At 69.4% G+C, this 14711-nt stretch carries 12 protein-coding genes; 5 read left to right on the forward strand and 7 right to left on the reverse strand.

Annotation, left to right across the window (positions count from 1 at the left end):
• Positions 1–73: 73 nt before the first annotated feature.
• Positions 74–616: a GNAT family N-acetyltransferase gene (locus BXA11_RS16845; protein WP_076435531.1), complete on the reverse strand. Its 543-nt coding sequence runs from the start codon at positions 614–616 to the stop codon at positions 74–76.
• A gap of 158 nt (positions 617–774) precedes the next feature.
• Here BXA11_RS16845 and BXA11_RS16850 point away from each other — a divergent pair, with 158 nt between their 5' ends.
• Positions 775–2721: a sensor histidine kinase gene (locus BXA11_RS16850; RefSeq protein WP_076435532.1), complete on the forward strand. Its 1947-nt coding sequence runs from the start codon at positions 775–777 to the stop codon at positions 2719–2721.
• Here BXA11_RS16850 and BXA11_RS16855 read toward each other — a convergent pair.
• Positions 2637–3242 carry a response regulator transcription factor gene (locus BXA11_RS16855; protein ID WP_076435534.1) on the reverse strand — a complete coding sequence of 202 codons (606 nt, stop codon included), beginning with the start codon at positions 3240–3242 and terminating at the stop codon, positions 2637–2639. The two genes, BXA11_RS16850 and BXA11_RS16855, sit on opposite strands and share 85 nt — an antisense overlap.
• A gap of 104 nt (positions 3243–3346) precedes the next feature.
• Here BXA11_RS16855 and BXA11_RS16860 point away from each other — a divergent pair, with 104 nt between their 5' ends.
• Entirely contained in the window at positions 3347–3895 is a 549-nt protein-coding gene (locus tag BXA11_RS16860) for a dihydrofolate reductase family protein (protein ID WP_076435535.1), read from the forward strand.
• Between the two features lie 19 nt (positions 3896–3914).
• Positions 3915–4787 carry an alpha/beta fold hydrolase gene (locus BXA11_RS16865; RefSeq protein ID WP_204054041.1) on the forward strand — a complete coding sequence of 291 codons (873 nt, stop codon included), beginning with the start codon at positions 3915–3917 and terminating at the stop codon, positions 4785–4787.
• Between the two features lie 152 nt (positions 4788–4939).
• On the opposite strand, the gene BXA11_RS16870 is transcribed toward BXA11_RS16865, so the two are convergent.
• Complete coding sequence (locus BXA11_RS16870; RefSeq protein WP_076435537.1) at positions 4940–5785, reverse strand: class I SAM-dependent methyltransferase; 846 nt, start codon at positions 5783–5785, stop codon at positions 4940–4942.
• Positions 5786–5973: 188 nt separating this feature from the next.
• On the opposite strand from BXA11_RS16870, the gene BXA11_RS16875 reads away from it, so the two are divergent.
• Both BXA11_RS16875 and BXA11_RS16880 read left to right on the forward strand, forming a co-directional pair.
• Complete coding sequence (locus tag BXA11_RS16875; RefSeq protein WP_076435538.1) at positions 5974–6843, forward strand: hypothetical protein; 870 nt, start codon at positions 5974–5976, stop codon at positions 6841–6843.
• A gap of 247 nt (positions 6844–7090) precedes the next feature.
• Entirely contained in the window at positions 7091–8617 is a 1527-nt protein-coding gene (locus tag BXA11_RS16880; RefSeq protein ID WP_083744298.1) for a serine hydrolase domain-containing protein, read from the forward strand.
• 3 nt (positions 8618–8620) lie between these two features.
• Here BXA11_RS16880 and BXA11_RS16885 read toward each other — a convergent pair whose 3' ends face one another.
• The 4 genes from BXA11_RS16885 to BXA11_RS16900 are packed head-to-tail and all read right to left on the reverse strand — an operon-like array spanning position 8621 to position 14571.
• Positions 8621–9844, reverse strand: coding sequence for an erythromycin esterase family protein (locus BXA11_RS16885; protein ID WP_076435624.1), 1224 nt, complete (start codon positions 9842–9844; stop codon positions 8621–8623).
• A 13-nt stretch (positions 9845–9857) separates the two neighbouring features.
• Positions 9858–12155 (reverse strand): hypothetical protein, encoded by a 2298-nt coding sequence (locus BXA11_RS16890; RefSeq protein WP_143734333.1) that lies wholly within the window; start codon positions 12153–12155, stop codon positions 9858–9860.
• Positions 12152–13138 carry a DEAD/DEAH box helicase family protein gene (locus BXA11_RS16895; protein WP_076435543.1) on the reverse strand — a complete coding sequence of 329 codons (987 nt, stop codon included), beginning with the start codon at positions 13136–13138 and terminating at the stop codon, positions 12152–12154. Before BXA11_RS16895 ends, BXA11_RS16890 begins: the two co-directional genes overlap by 4 nt.
• Positions 13139–13146: 8 nt before the next feature.
• Positions 13147–14571, reverse strand: coding sequence for a hypothetical protein (locus BXA11_RS16900; RefSeq protein ID WP_076435545.1), 1425 nt, complete (start codon positions 14569–14571; stop codon positions 13147–13149).
• Positions 14572–14711 lie beyond the last annotated feature (140 nt).

The raw sequence follows: 14711 nt of genomic DNA on the forward strand, positions 1-14711 counted from the left end.
GCTGTCGATATCGGGGCGCATTCGCCCGGCGACACTCTCGGTTCCAGCGACGATCACGTGATCGCAGGTCTGGTCAGAGATCGAGCATCATGAGGATCTCGTCGCGATCATCGCCGGGAGCGAGCCGCAGTGCACCGGGCCACCGGCCGATCTCCTTCCAGCCGAGCCGCCCGTAAAAATCTTCGAGCCCCACACCGCCCCGAGCGGCGAGGCGAAGCTGTTCGAGGCCCATCTCCTCGCGGGCCACCTGCCGCACCCGGCGCATCAGCGCGGCACCGATGCCTCTGCCACGAAACCCCGTGTGCGTCTGGAGGTGATGAACCGTGCCCCAGTGAGCGATCAGCGGGTCAACGCTCCTGCGCACGTTCAGCCACCCGGCGAGCGTCCCGTCCACGAGGGCCAGGAGGAATCGGCTGCGCTCCGGATCGAGGCCGGCGATGAGCCGATCGGCCACCACCGCGACCTCGTCGAAGCTCACAGGAGGAAACGGGAAGCCGGCGGCGCCCCCGGCGTTGGTCACCGTGACCCAGCACTCGACCAACTCCCGCCGCAGGCCGGAAGACATCTCCCGTCCTTCGATGATCTCCAGGAACGCCGGAACACTCTCGTGCGTCATGGCCCCAGCCTGACAGAGCCCTCCGACAGGCCCGGAGAAAGGACTGCCTCCGGCGGGGGTGCTCGGGCTTCACAGAACACGTCGGCTCACCCGGTCTCCCTCAGACCCGGCGCGGTTCATTCTGTACGGCTTGGGGGGTTCCGGCTAGGTTCCGAGCCATGTGGTCGGCGTACAGGCTCGCGCGTTTTGTCGCGATCGTGGTGAGTGTCGGGTTCTCCTATGGGGGGTTCATCGGCATCTTCCGCTCCGACGACCCCGCCACCGCCAAGGCGCTGGGATGCGGGCTCCTGGTCGGCCTGCTCCTCATGCACCTCTACAACTGCGTACGCATGGTCGACGGGCGGCGTCCGAAGGCGTGGCAGTGGACGCTCGCCCTGCAGGCTGTGCTGACCGGTGCCGGACTGCTGATGTTTCCGAGCACGTGGTACGGCAACACCGGCTTTCTCGCCGCCGCCGTTCTCCTGCTGATCCGTCCGGCGGGGCCGGCCTGGGCCGGATTCGCTGTCATCGTCCTCGCGCAATATCTCTCGGGACTCGAGGTACGCCCCACGGTCTGGGACGCGGCCTACCTGGCCATCGGCCATACGGCCTTCGTGGGTATCGCGCTCTACGGCGTTGCCCGCTTCGCCGACCTCGTCGGGGATCTGGAGAAGACCAGAACGGCTCTGGCCGACGCCGAAGTCACCCGGGAGCGGCTGGCGTTCGCCCACCTGCTCAACGAGCGGGTCGGGATGAGCCTTCAGGAGGTGGTGCGCCACGGTGAGGCGGTCAGGCGGGCGGCCGAGGTGCCGGCCGCCCGCGAACGCTTGGCCGAGAGCCTGGCGACGGCCAGGTCCGCGCTGGCTGACACCCGATCGGTCGCGCACGCCCATCGCGACGGCGCCCCCACGGGACGGCGGGTCGCCGACGACCTGACGGCGAGTGTCGTCATGGGGCTCGGCGTGGCCGCGGTGCTGTTGATGCTGCTCACCAACCCGATCAAGTCCATACTCAAGGCGGACGAGACAAGCGGCGAGGCCGCGCTGTACATCGGGCTCGTGGCCGTCTTCACCGCGTTGTTCCTGTGGTGCTGCTGGATCGGCGGCGACGACGGGCGGCCACGTTTCTGGCGGACCGCGCTCGCCGCCGCGTTCGTCGTCGCGCTGGCTCCCGAGATCGTCTTCGAGCGGTCGTTCTGGTATCTCAGCATCTTCCTGCCGGCGCTCACGCTCGTCCTGCTGCGCGGATGGCTGCGCTGGGCGGTGACGATGCCGCTGATCGCCCAGGATTGGCTCACCCTCGCGCTCTGGGACGTCACGCTCCAGGGTCCGACCTTCGTCGACCAGACCTACCAGGTGGTCTGGGTCGGCGAGCGCGTCCTCGTCGTCTACGGGTTCGTCCGCATGAATCGCCTCACGCGCGAACTGCAGCACGCTCGCGCCGAGCTGGCACGCACCGAAATCGCTCGTGAACGTCTGCGGTTCGCCCGGGACCTGCACGACCTGCTCGGGTTCAGCCTCTCGGTGATCGTTCTCAAGAGCGAGCTCGCCTTCCGCCTGCTCGACAAGGATCGGGCGCGCGCGGAACGAGAGCTGGGCGACGGCCTGGAAGCCGCCCGCCAGGCGCTCGCGGACATCGCCGCCGTGGCGGCGGGCTATCGCAGCGTCCGCCTGCTGGACGAGGTCGAGTCGGCCAGAGCCGTACTCGAAACGGCGGGCTTCGCGGTGAACGGAACCGTCGACACCCCGCCGCTCACCGCCGAGCAGAGCAACGCCCTCGCGACCGTACTGCGCGAGGGCGTCACCAACGTCCTACGGCACAGTGACGGGCGGAGCTGCACGATCGAGGCCGGAGTCACCGGCGGTACGGTGCGGTTACGCCTGCGCAACGACGGCGTCCGGACGAACGACGTTCCGCCCGGAGCGGGTCTGGACAACCTCAGGCACCGGTTGCAAGCCGTGGGCGGGACCTTGAGGAGCGAGGCCGTGGACGGCTCCTATGAGCTGACCGCCGAAATCCCGCTCGCTCCGCTTGAGCCGGCTCAAATCCAGCCCTCGTCGGTCGCGATGCGGATCGCGTCGACGCGGTTGCGCGCGCCGAGGCGCACGATCGCCGACGACAGATAGTTGCGTACGGTGCCGCGGCTCAGCGACAACATTCCGGCGATCTCATCGGCCTCCGCCCCGGTCGCGGCTGCTTTGAGCACCTCGGCCTCGCGCTCCGTGAGCGGGCTCTCACTCCTCTGGAGCGCGATGAGCGCGAGCTGGGGGTCCACGACCTGCTCGCCGGCGCTCACCCGGCGGATCGCGTCGATGACCTCATGGGTGGGTGCGTGTTTGAGCAGGAAACCGGAGACCCCGGAGTTCAGGGCGCGGCGTAAGTAGCCGGGACGGGCGAGCCCGGAAAGCACCATGATCCGGCACGAGGGGAGCTGCCGCCGGAGCTGGTCCGCGCCGGTGAGACCGTCGAGTCCGGGCAGGTCGACGTCGAGCAGAGCCACATCGGGGCGGTGCGCGAGCGCCGCGGCGATGATCCGGTCGCCACGCTCCACCTGGGCGACGACCTCCAGGTCGTCCTCGAGATCGAGGACTGCGGACAGCGTCTCCCTGAGGATCCGCACATCCTCCGCGATCATGATTCTGATCAATGTGAATCCTTCACACGGGACTCGTGAACGTGGCACTACCGACCGATTCGGCGGCTCGGGAAGCTCTCATTACACACCAAACCCCAACCGTCGTGAGGAACATCATGAGCAAGATCGTCTCGGTCCTCTTCATCTCCATGGACGGCGTCGTGGAGGAGCCGGCCTGGACCGGCCCGTACTGGAACGACGACCACGGCAAGTTCCAGGCCGGCCAGCTCTCCCAGAGCCGCGCCCTGCTGCTCGGCCGCGTCACCTACGACGGCATGTCCCAGGCCTGGCCCGCGATGGAGAAGGCCGGCGAGGACGTGGGCGTCATGAACAGCATCCCGAAGTACGTGGCCTCCACCACGTTGAAGGAGCCGACGTGGAATGCCACCGTCATCGACGGCGACGTCGCCGAGGCCGTCACCAAGCTCAAGGCCGAGGACGGCAAGGACATCCTCGTCTACGGCAGCGGCGACCTGGTCAACTACCTCATCGAGCACGACCTGCTCGACGAGCTCAAGCTCTTCCTCCACCCGGTCGTCGTCGGCAGGGGCAAGCGCCTTTTCCCCGACGGTCTCGGTGCCAGGGCGTGGCGCCTGGCAGGCACCCACACCTTCGACTCCGGCGCAATCGTCCTCGACTACCGCCCCGCCGGGCCCGTCGGCTGAACCTGAATGAGAGACGACAGTGAAGAAGTCGATTCCCGCGATGTTGCTGACAGCGGTCGCCCTCGTGCTGACCGTCGGTAAGCCCGCCGCATCCGCCACCGGCGCCGGCCATTACGCGAACGTCAACGGCTTACGCATGTACTACGAGATACACGGCCGCAGCCACGGCGAACCACCGCTCGTCCTGCTCCACGGCGGAATGTCGTCGATCCGCGTCTCCTTCGGACGCCTGCTGCCCGCTCTTGCCAAGAATCGCCAGGTCATCGCCATAGAGCAGCAGGCACACGGGCATACCGCCGACATCGACCGTCCGCTGCGCTTCGAGTACATGGCCGACGACACGGTCCAACTGCTACGCCTGCTCGGCGTCAGGCAGGCCGACTTCTTCGGCTACAGCATGGGCGGAGGAATCGCCTTGAACGTCGCCGTCCGATATCCGGCCCAGGTGCGCAAGCTGGTGATCGCCTCCACCGTCTTCGACGCCTCCGGCCTGCCGCCCGGGTACCTCGGCCAAATCGAGCAAGTCCGCCCGGAGAACTTCCAGGACACCGTCTGGCTCAAGGATTACCTGAAGGTCGCGCCGCGCCCGCAGGATTTCCCCACCCTGGTCGAAAAGATCAAGGACATCAACCGGCACACCCCCAGCTATCCGCCCTCGGCCATCCGCGGGATGCGCGCGCCGACCCTGATCGCGATCGGCGACACCGACCTCCCCAGCATCGAACACGCAGCGGAAATGTTCCGCCTCCGCGGCGGCGGCCTCCCCGGTGACGAGGCCGGTGGCCCGGCCGCCTCCGAGCTCGCCGTGCTCCCCGGCACCACCCACGTCGGCATGGAGAACAACGCCGAACTGCTGCTCCCAGCCGTTTCCTCCTTCCTCGACCGGCCGTAGGGGAGCGCAGGTGCGGAACTGCTCTTGCTGGTGTTCGATGTGGCCGTACTGTTCGCGGTCGTCTATTTCGCGGTGCGGCTCGCGCTGCGGCATGACCGGATGAGGAACGGCGGTCAGTAGGTCGTCACCTGGACGGCGATGCGGCGGTGCCGTCACGGTTCGGCATGCGGCTTGTGCCAGATCATGATCTCGGTCGCCGGAAGGCGCTCCGCGAAGCGGTTGTCGGGTGACGTCTGTCGCAGCACCGCGCGCAGGTCCCGTTCGAAGTCCTCCAGCCTCTCTCCGAACAGGTGAGGGGCGGAGTCGGATCGGGAGAACACCCACGCCACGATGTCGTCGGCGGTGCGATCGGCCACCGCTCCGGACGCGACGGCATGGCGTTCGAAGTTCTCGAACCCGGCGCGTGCCAGGACGAGGTCCTCACGATCCGGCGTGCCGTTGACGAGCGTTCCCTGTCCCGCGCGGCGTACCGGCCCCAGATATCGACGCACCAGATCGCCGATCCGCGCGTACGGGGGAGCGGGCAGCGGCAGTGGCGCCGGCTCGGCGGGGGGATTCTCGAGGTCGCTCATGTGGACGAACGCGCCTCCCGGCTCCAGCATGTCCAGCACCGTCGCGGCGACGCGATCTCGATCGGTCCAGTGGAAGGACTGGGCGAACACCACGACCCGGAAGGTGCCCAGACCGGCCGGCAGGTCCTCGGCGCGCGCTGCCACCCACCGCGCGTTGGTCACCCCGCGACGCCCGGCCTGTCGCTCGGCCTCGGCCAGCATGTCCTCGTCCGGGTCGATGCCGACCGCCTCGGTGAAGAACCGCGCAAGAGGGAGAATCACGGTGCCAGGCCCGCAGCCCACGTCGAGAAGCCGGCCCCGGCCGTCGAGACCGAGTGTCGCGGCCAGCGTTTCGGCGAATCCCGGAGCGTACGGCAGCCGGCCGCGCTCGTAGTAGGCCGCGCACCCCTGGAACAGAGTGGGGTCCCACTCCCATCCGTCAGGCATGTCGATTCCCTCCACGCGTCGGTGACGTGGAGGGATGGTAGTGCGCCGACCGCGGAAGCCGCAGCCAGGGTGAGCCGTCCGAGAAGCAGCCCGATGAACGCCGGGGTGAGCCTGCCTGCGTGGTCGCCGTTCTGTCGGTGCCGTCGGGCATGCTGCCTTCGCACGCCCCGCCTACGGGAAGGACTTCAGTGGCCCGCCTGCTCCGCTACCGCGACGACGAGCTCTACGTGCAGTACGGCGGGCTCTGTGTCTACGGCGGCACCGACTGCCCGGAGTTCCGCGACGACGAGCTGGAGACTCTCCACTACACCGCCACCGTCCACCTGGAGGCGTGGGACGCCGAACCGCCGGACCCGGGATCCTCCTGGAGGCCGATCGGGCGGCTGCACTTCACGGCCGAGACCGGGGTGATCCAGATAGGCGTGATGGACGACAGCGGCCCTGACTTCCTGATCGGACCTCCCCTCTTCGAGTGCGGTTTGACCGCGCATATCGGCGACTCGGACATCGCTTGGTTGTTCCGGTTCTGGCCGATCCGCGATGTCTTCGACCCGCTCGTCCATATGAAGCCGCCGGAACCGATCGGATCCACGTCACCGCCGGAGCCCCGTCGGGTGCCTGTCCCTGTCACGACGGCGGGGCAGTGGGCGGCCTTGCGGCCGGACAAGCATCGGCCCTCGGAAAGGAGCGTGCGGTGGGTGGCCACGCCACCGGGGTTCCCCGGCGGAGATCCGGTCTCCAACGCGTTGAACCCCGATCACGTGTCCACCTTCCTGATCCCGTCGCACCCGTACGAGGAGCATGACCTCCGGATCAAGGAGACGGGTGGCACCTACCGGATGTGGCGCTGGGAGAGGGAGACCGCTGACGGCGATCCGGAGGACGGCAATCTTCTGACGGGCAGGATCGTGTACGTCCGTGACCCCCATGGCCGACGTGTTCTCGCCTCGGGCGTCGTGACGTTGCTGGGGATGGAAGACGGGCGTTATCACGTCCGCGACGCGGAGCCCCACGAGGCCGCCCGGGTGTTCTGCTCGGAGAAGACCTGGTCGAACTGACCACGGCGCGGTTCGTCCTGGAAGTCCCGACTGGTGCAGGGCAGGCATGATCCGCGGGCGGCCGTGGAGACGGTGTTCGACCTGCTGGTCCACGGCTGGCGGGCGCGGCGTTATTCCGAACCGGCGCATTGAGGTTCTCACGCAAAAGGAAAACCGCGTCGATCGGCGTTTCCGAGGCCGGTGAACGGAAAACAGCTCCCCGGAAGAATGGTCCGCCAGGCATTCTCGAACTCAATCAATTCGGGAAATGTCTGAATTCGGGACAGTGGTACGTTTCATGGGGGAGAAAATGCCCAAGTGTCCTAATGCTGTCGGGTTTCTAATGCTCGGCACCGTGCTGGCCGGTGGGGCCATGCCTTTGGGCGCTCCCGCCGTGGCCGCGTCCGCCGGCGGAGCCGTCGTGACCGGCCCCGACGCCGATCACCCGTCCGCGCGCGATCACGCCCGAGCGCATGGGCGCCATCGCGCCGGGCAGCACGACAAGCAGCGGCAGTCGGGGCGCCAACAGCAGAACCTCGCCCACGACGTCACGCTTGCCCTCACGCCCATGCAGAAGGGCCAGACGGATTCGCGGGCTCTGCCGTACAACTGGCAGAAAACGGACGCGACCGCGAACTTCTTCAGCGATCAAAACAACCTGTCGGACATCACGAACCGGCCCAATCAGAAATCGGACTCGACGGCCACCGGCGACACGAGCGATTCCACGCAGAAATCGGACCAGCCGGTCACGTCACCGGCGCCGCAGGACGACGCCGCCAGTGCGGAGATGCTGGCGTACCTGCGGGATCTGGCGGCGAAGAAGCAGTTCACCGGCTCGGCGCTGGTCGTACGGCATGGACGGGTGCTGGCGCGTTTCGCCGCGGGCGAGGCGGACGAGGAGCGGCACATCCCCAACCGGCCCGACACGGTCTATCGGGTCATGTCGATAACCAAGCAGTTCACCTCGATGCTCGTGCTGAAACTGCAGGACCGCGGGCTCCTCAAGCTGGACGACCCGATCTGCCCGTATCTCGTCCCGCAATACATCAAGGCCTGCCCGGCGGCGTGGCGTCCCATCACGATCCGCGAGACGGTCACGCACACCTCGGGCATTCCGAACATCGAGAAGCTGCCCAGCTACCTCGCCAACGTCACGCGGCCGACCACGCCCCGGCGACTCATCCGGCAGTTCGTGAACCTGCCGCTGCTGTTCACGCCCGGCACCGACTGGAGCTACACCAATTCTGGCTACGTCCTGGCCGGTGCGATCATCCAGGCGGTGACGCACCAGCCGTACGGGGTCGTACTGCGCAAGCTGATCACCGAGCCTTTGAACCTCCGGCACACCGGTTACAGCACGACATATCCGCCACGCGGGTTCGCGAAGGGCTACTTCAGGCTCGGGTCGCCGGCCCCGCTCCTCAATAACTCCGAGCTGTTCTCCGCGACCGGCCTCTACACCACCGTCGACGACCTCGCTCGGTGGGACCGGGCGTTCGGCTCGTACGCGGTCGCGCCGCCCGCGACCGTCAAGCTGGCGTTCACGCCGCAGGCGAAGTGTCCCCCCGGCGGCTGCCTCAACCTGCCGTCGAGCGCGTACGCCTTCGGCTGGCTCGTCGACCGGCTCCAGGGGCACCGGCTCCGGTATCACCCGGGTCTTTTCATGGGGTACACGGCGAGCAACATGTACCTGCCCGACGACGACATCCAGGTCGTCGTGCTCAGCAACGTGCAGGACACCGACACCGCCGGGATCGCCCGCCACCTCGCCACGCTCGCGCTCGACCTGTGAGGATCACAGAGGGGTGGAGGCTGTGGTCTCGGGCACGAAGGCGATGCCGTCGAAGTGCTCGGCGAGCACCGTGGGCATGTGGCTGAGCTTGTAGGTGAACCGCCTCGCCACCGCCCCGTAACTGCGCATGTGAAGGGGCTCGCCGAGCCACCGCGTCACGGCCTCCGGCCGTGGGCCGTTCCGCAGGTCGATCACGTGATCACCGGGGTGAGCGGTGGCCAGGCGAGCCTCCACGATCGTCGGTCTGCGGACGAGCGGGACGTGGAAGGTGACCGGAGGCCTGGCCGGGTCCACCCTGCCGAATCGTCGCCGGCGCGCCCGGAACCGGCCCGACCCGAAGAGCACGCCGAGTGCGTAGTACGCCTCGCCATGCCGCTGTCTGAGGTGCAGACCCATGGCGGGCACCGAGCCGCCGCTGTGACCGCCCTTCATGACGTGGCCGTTGTGGGCCCAGAGGGCGACCTTGGCGTCCGGGTCGGCCAGGAGCAGGTCCACGTTGTCGGCGAGATGGCGGTCGCGCGCGACGCTCACGGTCTGTGCGGGGTCGGGGTGCCGGAACGGCCGGCTCGCGAGGTCGGCGCTCTGGCGCACGATCCGCGCATGCGCCAGTGCCTCGTCCGGGGCGGAGAGGCCGGCCATGAACTCCTCCACACGGCGGGCGTCGGCCTCGATCCGCCGGTCGAGCGGCGGGCCGACGCCCAGGCGCTTTCCGGCGAGGGGCGTGAGGGGGTCGAGCAGGTCCCGCGCGGTATCGCCGAGGTGGGCGCGCAGGGCGTCCAGCGACGCCGCCGGATGCTGCGGGTCGATGCCCGCGAACCGCACCTTCCGGGCGGCGGTGCGATTGTGGTCGCGCAGCCACTCGACGGTCGCCAGCATCTCCGCCGTGTGCAGCGTCCAGAAGCCCAGCCCGGCGAGTGCCTCGACGGGATCGCCGGAGCCGCCCTGCACGTAGTCGTCCACGGCGCGGGACGCCGAGGCGCTGGCCTCCACCGCCAGCGTCGTGAAGCCCAGCTCCTCGACCAGGAACTCCAGCAACCGGTGCCTGATCAGGAAGAACTCACGGCTGCCGTGCGTGGCCTCGCCGAGCCCCACCACCCGCACGCCGTCCAGTGCGGCGCGAAGCGGTGCCAGGTCGGCGGTTCCGGCTCCCGGTGTCAGGCCGTTCAGCGGTATGGCGCGCGCCTTGAGCCACTGCGTCACCTGGTCCTCGGTCGTCGTGCCGGACACGGCGCTCCTCACGTCATCGGCGGTGCCGGCTGATCCTGTCGTCGAGCCGGGAAGGACGCCACATCAACAGCACCACCGCCACGAAGGCGAGGACGACCACCACGAAGAAGAGGATCCACAGCAAAGAGGCCTTCCCTGCCGGCTCTGCCGTGGACGTCGGTTCCACCACCGTCTTTTCCACCAGCGGGGCGATCCGGTCGACGAGGGCCTGGGCGGCCAGGATCGGGTCGCCCTGCGGCGCGAGTCCGAAGTCCGGCGCTCGGATGACCTGGAGCAGGTCCTGCCGCATCGGTTCGTCCGCCTCGCGGTTGACGAGCACGACCAGCCTGCGCTGGGGGAGCGGCAGGTCCCGCGGGGCGACGCGCTGGTAGCCCTCGACCGCGCTCACGTTCTCGGGCACGATCGCGGCGTCGGCGGATCGCTCGGCCAGCCGGCGTGCGATGTTCTGGGCCGGCGCGGTGGCCAGCTGGAGGCCGTGATCGGTCAGCGCGCGCAGCTGCTCCTCGCCGATCGTGTTGCGAATGAGGACGTCGTCGCCCTCGCCGGGCTGGTCGAGAAACCGCTGCGGCTTGACGCCCTCCCTGACGAGCAGGACGTCGCTGCTCGTCACCGGAAGGTCCGCCAGCTCACTGAGGCCCCGTTGCCGCAGATCCTCCCTTACGTCCTTGCCGGAGTGCCGGCCGCCGCTGACCGACTCCAGGACGTCGAGGTCGTACGCGATGGTCACGGCCGGCTTGCCCACCGGCGGCGTGACGGTGGCGGGGTCGATCGTCTCTACGGCCGGGGCGTAGCCGTCGCGGCGGAGCCTCTCGGCGAAGGCCTCGGCGGCGTACCGCTGGTCCGCGGGCGCCTGGACGGCCACCGCCAGCGGTGGAGGGGAGAGGCTCTCCTGTGGGGTCTCCCCGGCGTCGCCCAGGGTCAGGAAGACGGCCACGACCGCCACCGCGGCGAGTGCGGCCGTGCCGGTCAGGATCAACGCCAGGCGGACGCGCCGGCCGGGAGGCCACCAGGTCCGCCGGTGCTCGGCCGCGGGCGTGCCCAGGAGAGAGGCGAGCCTGTGCCGGACGGCGTCCGGCGTGTCCGGCGAGCAGATGAGGGCGTCGGCGACGTCCTGGCTGGACTGCCTGTGCTGGCTGGACTGGCTCCGCATCTCCTCGGCCGGGAAGGCCGCGTCCACGAGCCGCGCGTAGAGCCGGGTCGCGTCGCTCCGGGGACCGATCACACTCCGGAAGCAGTTGCGCTTGAGCAGCACCCTCTGGAGGTGCTGCCGGGCGGTGGGGGTCGTGCCCGAGCGAGCCAGGTCCTCGACCGCGGCGCCGACGTCAGCGGCGTACGGGAGCGCGTCGGCCAGCGCCTCGATGAAGGGGCTTCCCGCGCCGTTCCGGTACGCCACCGTGGGCTCCGCGGAGCCCGTGGGCTGGGCGGGAGGAGGGCCGGGCGGGGAGCGGTCCGGCTCGGGTTCGGGCTCCGGCGCAGCGGAACCGGAGAGCTCGACCAGCTGTAGCACCTTGGGCCGGTCCTTCTCGATCGACAGCGGCTCGGTCTGCCGGGCGAGCCTGGCGATCATCTCCGCCGCCGGGACGTCGGACCGCGTGTAGAACTGGTGGCAGAGCTTCGACGGTGTCTGGCCGAGGACGCTGTCGGCCGCGCGTCCCCAGACCACCGTCTGCGCCCCTTCTGGCGCATACCGCGCGAACGACAGCTTGATGCTGTGCTCGCTCGTGCTGCTGGTCCAGGTGGCGGCGGTGAACCTGGTCCGCGTCCCGTACGGCAGCAGCGCCGCGACGGTGTCCGCGAAGCGCAGCCGTTCGATCATAGGGACGGTGTCGGCGCCGACCACGCACACGGGCCGGCCGTTCAGCAGCAGCGCCGCGGCGGAGAACGTGTCCGGTCCGGGAGCCATGGCCTCCGGGTCGTACGGCGGCACGGCCACGGTCAGCGGAGGCCGCGGCTCCAGCGGCAGCGCGGCGAAGGCGGTGTAGAGCGCCGTGTACGACACCGGCCGGTCGACGAGCTGCTCGTACGGCACGTAGAACCACCGGGTGTAGGCGATCTTGCGGTTCGCGAAGTCGCGGTGGCCCGACCACTGCCGGATCGCCAGAACCAGATAGTGGGAGATCTGGCCGTTCTCGCCGATCCTCGCGGTCCCGATCGTCACCTGGGGCAGGTCGCCGGCGGTGCCGGCCGTGTAGCGGTGCCTGAGCTTGTCGAACACCTCGCGGCCGAGCCGCCCGTCGCTCCACTCCAGCAGGCCGTATTCGTCGTAGCTGCCGGGCCGCTTGCCTTCCAGCGCCCACTCGAAACCGATCACCGCGGACCGCCGGCGGCGAGGCGCCGGCCGAGCCACAGCATGGGCTCGACGACGTTGATGGGATGGACCTGTCCCCGGATCCGCAGGTCCCTGCCCGCCTCGGGCAGCAGGTTCTGGTAGTCGTTCCAGTCGAACGTCTTGGTGTGCGGCCGCAGGTAGAAGCCGATCGACGAGGTGACGAAGAACTCGACGCGGGTGCGGTGGAAGAACTGGTCCAGGGCGTTGACGACCATGTCCGCGTTGCCGCTCGCGGACACCTCGCACAGCGCCCGGAACAGGTCACGGGCGTCCTCGCTGGTCACCCGGGGGAATCCGTACTCGTCGTCGGGCGCGGAGTCGAGCAGGTGCAGCTTCTCCGCGGTCTCCAGCACCCTGGGGTCGTCGAACTTGGTGATGCAGACCGCGACGTGATGGGGGAGCATGCCGTCCCGCAGTTCCCCGCTCTCGAGCATCTTCTCGGCCAGGCGGGTGAGCGGCGGGTGCAGGTGGTCGAAGGCATCGCCGAGCTCGAACTCCCGGATGGGGTCGAAGAGGAAGACCAGGCCCCGGCTCTTCACCAGGTTGTCCATCAGGCGCCGGCGCAGGTCGTCGGCGACGCCGGAGCCGTTCCCCAGATGGAGGGGGCCCGCGCTGAACAGACCGCCCGGCGCGTCGACCATGCTGATGCCGATCTTCAGCGGTGCGGTGGGCCGGGCCTTGCGGAGCCACCGGCGCTCCTGCCGCTCGGCCGGTCCGAGCAGCGTCCAGCGGTAGTGCTCCAGGCTCTGGCTCGCCTCCGGGAAGATCTTCCCGCTCGACAGCGCGTTCGTTCTCTCGATGAGGTAGTCGGACGAGGCGGCGTCGGAGCCGACGATCTTCCATTCGTCCTTCCGCCGCATCAGCGCGATGTTCAGGGCGGCCAGAAGCGTGGTCTTGCCGCTGCCGGGGGCGCCCCACATGGCGATTTCGTGGGCCGGTGGTCCCTGCGCCGGGTCGGACTGCATGTCTGGTCTCACTCCGTCTCGTCGAGGAGGGGGAACGGGATGGGGAGGGCGGCGGGCGCGGCCAGCCCCAGGTCGGCGGCGAGCCCCCGGACGTCGAGGGCGTCGAGATGCGCGAGCGCGTTCGCGCCGAGCCGGCGCCAGGCCGGGTGCGCGAAGGTGTCCTCGCGGTCGCAGATCGCCGCGAGCGCGGTGTCCGGCCGGCTCTGGACGCGGCCCACGAGTAACCGCCAGTCGTGCGGGTGCGGGCAGGGCAGGATCAGCGACCGGTTCGTCCGCGCCGGGTGCGGCGGGCGGTCGCCGACCGTGAGCAGGACCGTGCGCACCTGCTCCGCCGTCGTGAGCCGCCGGGCCACCGCCTCCAGCATGTCCTCCACCTGGGCGGCGTGCGGATAGTAGGGGTAGCCCTCGGTGATCGCGCCGCGCTCCTCCAGCCACTCCAGGGCGGCCAGCGCGCGCTCGGGCGTGACCTGCCACGCGGCGACCTCCACCGGATGCTCTCTGGCCGCCCGGTCGTCGTAGGAGTGCGCGCCGTACGCCACGAGGGAGACCCGCAGGAGGTCCGCGAGCTCGGCGGACAGATGACTGACCATCTGGCGCACCCGGCTCAGGCGCTCCTCCACTTTCGCGTCCGGCCCGCTCACCTCCACCGCGCAGATCAGGTGTGCCGGCCCGGCCCTGGTCGGCAGTTGCGACGGCGCCGCCGCCACGAGGTCGTTCCAGCCGCGCGGATCTCGCGTCAGCTCGGGCACGCCGGTGAAGCGCACCTTCCCCGGCCGCACCAGCTCGGCCGTCAGCAGATAACGGCCGGGGGTGAGCCTGGCGCTGTGCACCGACAGCAACCGGGGCTCCCGGCCCTGCCAGGTGACCACGGCGAACGCCGTGCCGTACTCGTCGCCGGGCTCGCAGCGGACGACCACCTCGGCCCTGGTCCCGGGCAGGGTGCCGATGGGGAACAGCTGCTTGCTCCCCAGCCGCAGCCGCCCGCTCGCGTGGTCGGCGCGCAGCACGACCAGGTCGTACGACCGGGAGAGCGGGTCGGAGGCCAGGACGTCCTCGACGATCGCGACGACCGGCCCGTCGCAGGGGAGGACGGGGACGGGCCGCGCCTCGCTCAGCCAGGCGAGCGCCCGGTTGGCCTCGGCGCCCTCGGGAAACGAGCAGACGAGGACGACCTCGTCGGCGAGGAGTGAGTCGGCGGCCCGGAGCACGGCCTGCCGGGAGGACTCGTGCTCCCACCCCTGTTCGGAGGTCAGGTCCTCCCATGACGACGACCAGTAATGGCAGCGAGGCCTGCCGTTGTCGTCCCGGTGGATTCGGAAGACGGTCATGCCGTCGGCGGCGACCTCCACGATCGTGAGGCGGCCGGTGGCGGTGAGCCCCGCAACGGCTCGGGCGACGGCCTTGCGAAGCAGAGCCTTGTCGGGCTCTGACACAGATCCTCCGTTTATTGTCCTATTCGTCGCCCCTGTCCCCCTATATCCGAACTAGTGGGTAACAACGAAAAGACGACTTGTCATAACGGTAGGGTTCTTGTCGTGTCGTTGCGTCGGATCATTCTCGGTTTCCCGCAATC

The organism is Microbispora rosea, from assembly GCF_900156315.1.
Taxonomy (GTDB): domain Bacteria; phylum Actinomycetota; class Actinomycetes; order Streptosporangiales; family Streptosporangiaceae; genus Microbispora; species Microbispora rosea.

What these genes read in the sequence shown, in the direction of transcription:
- BXA11_RS16845 (WP_076435531.1), bottom strand. Translation starts at nt 616, where the DNA reads ATGACGCACGAGAGTGTTCCGGCGTTCCTGGAGATCATCGAAGGACGG.
- BXA11_RS16850 (WP_076435532.1), top strand. Translation starts at nt 775, where the DNA reads ATGTGGTCGGCGTACAGGCTCGCGCGTTTTGTCGCGATCGTGGTGAGT.
- BXA11_RS16860 (WP_076435535.1), top strand. Translation starts at nt 3,347, where the DNA reads ATGAGCAAGATCGTCTCGGTCCTCTTCATCTCCATGGACGGCGTCGTG.
- BXA11_RS16870 (WP_076435537.1), bottom strand. Translation starts at nt 5,785, where the DNA reads ATGCCTGACGGATGGGAGTGGGACCCCACTCTGTTCCAGGGGTGCGCG.
- BXA11_RS16880 (WP_083744298.1), top strand. Translation starts at nt 7,091, where the DNA reads ATGTCTGAATTCGGGACAGTGGTACGTTTCATGGGGGAGAAAATGCCC.
- BXA11_RS16895 (WP_076435543.1), bottom strand. Translation starts at nt 13,138, where the DNA reads ATGCAGTCCGACCCGGCGCAGGGACCACCGGCCCACGAAATCGCCATG.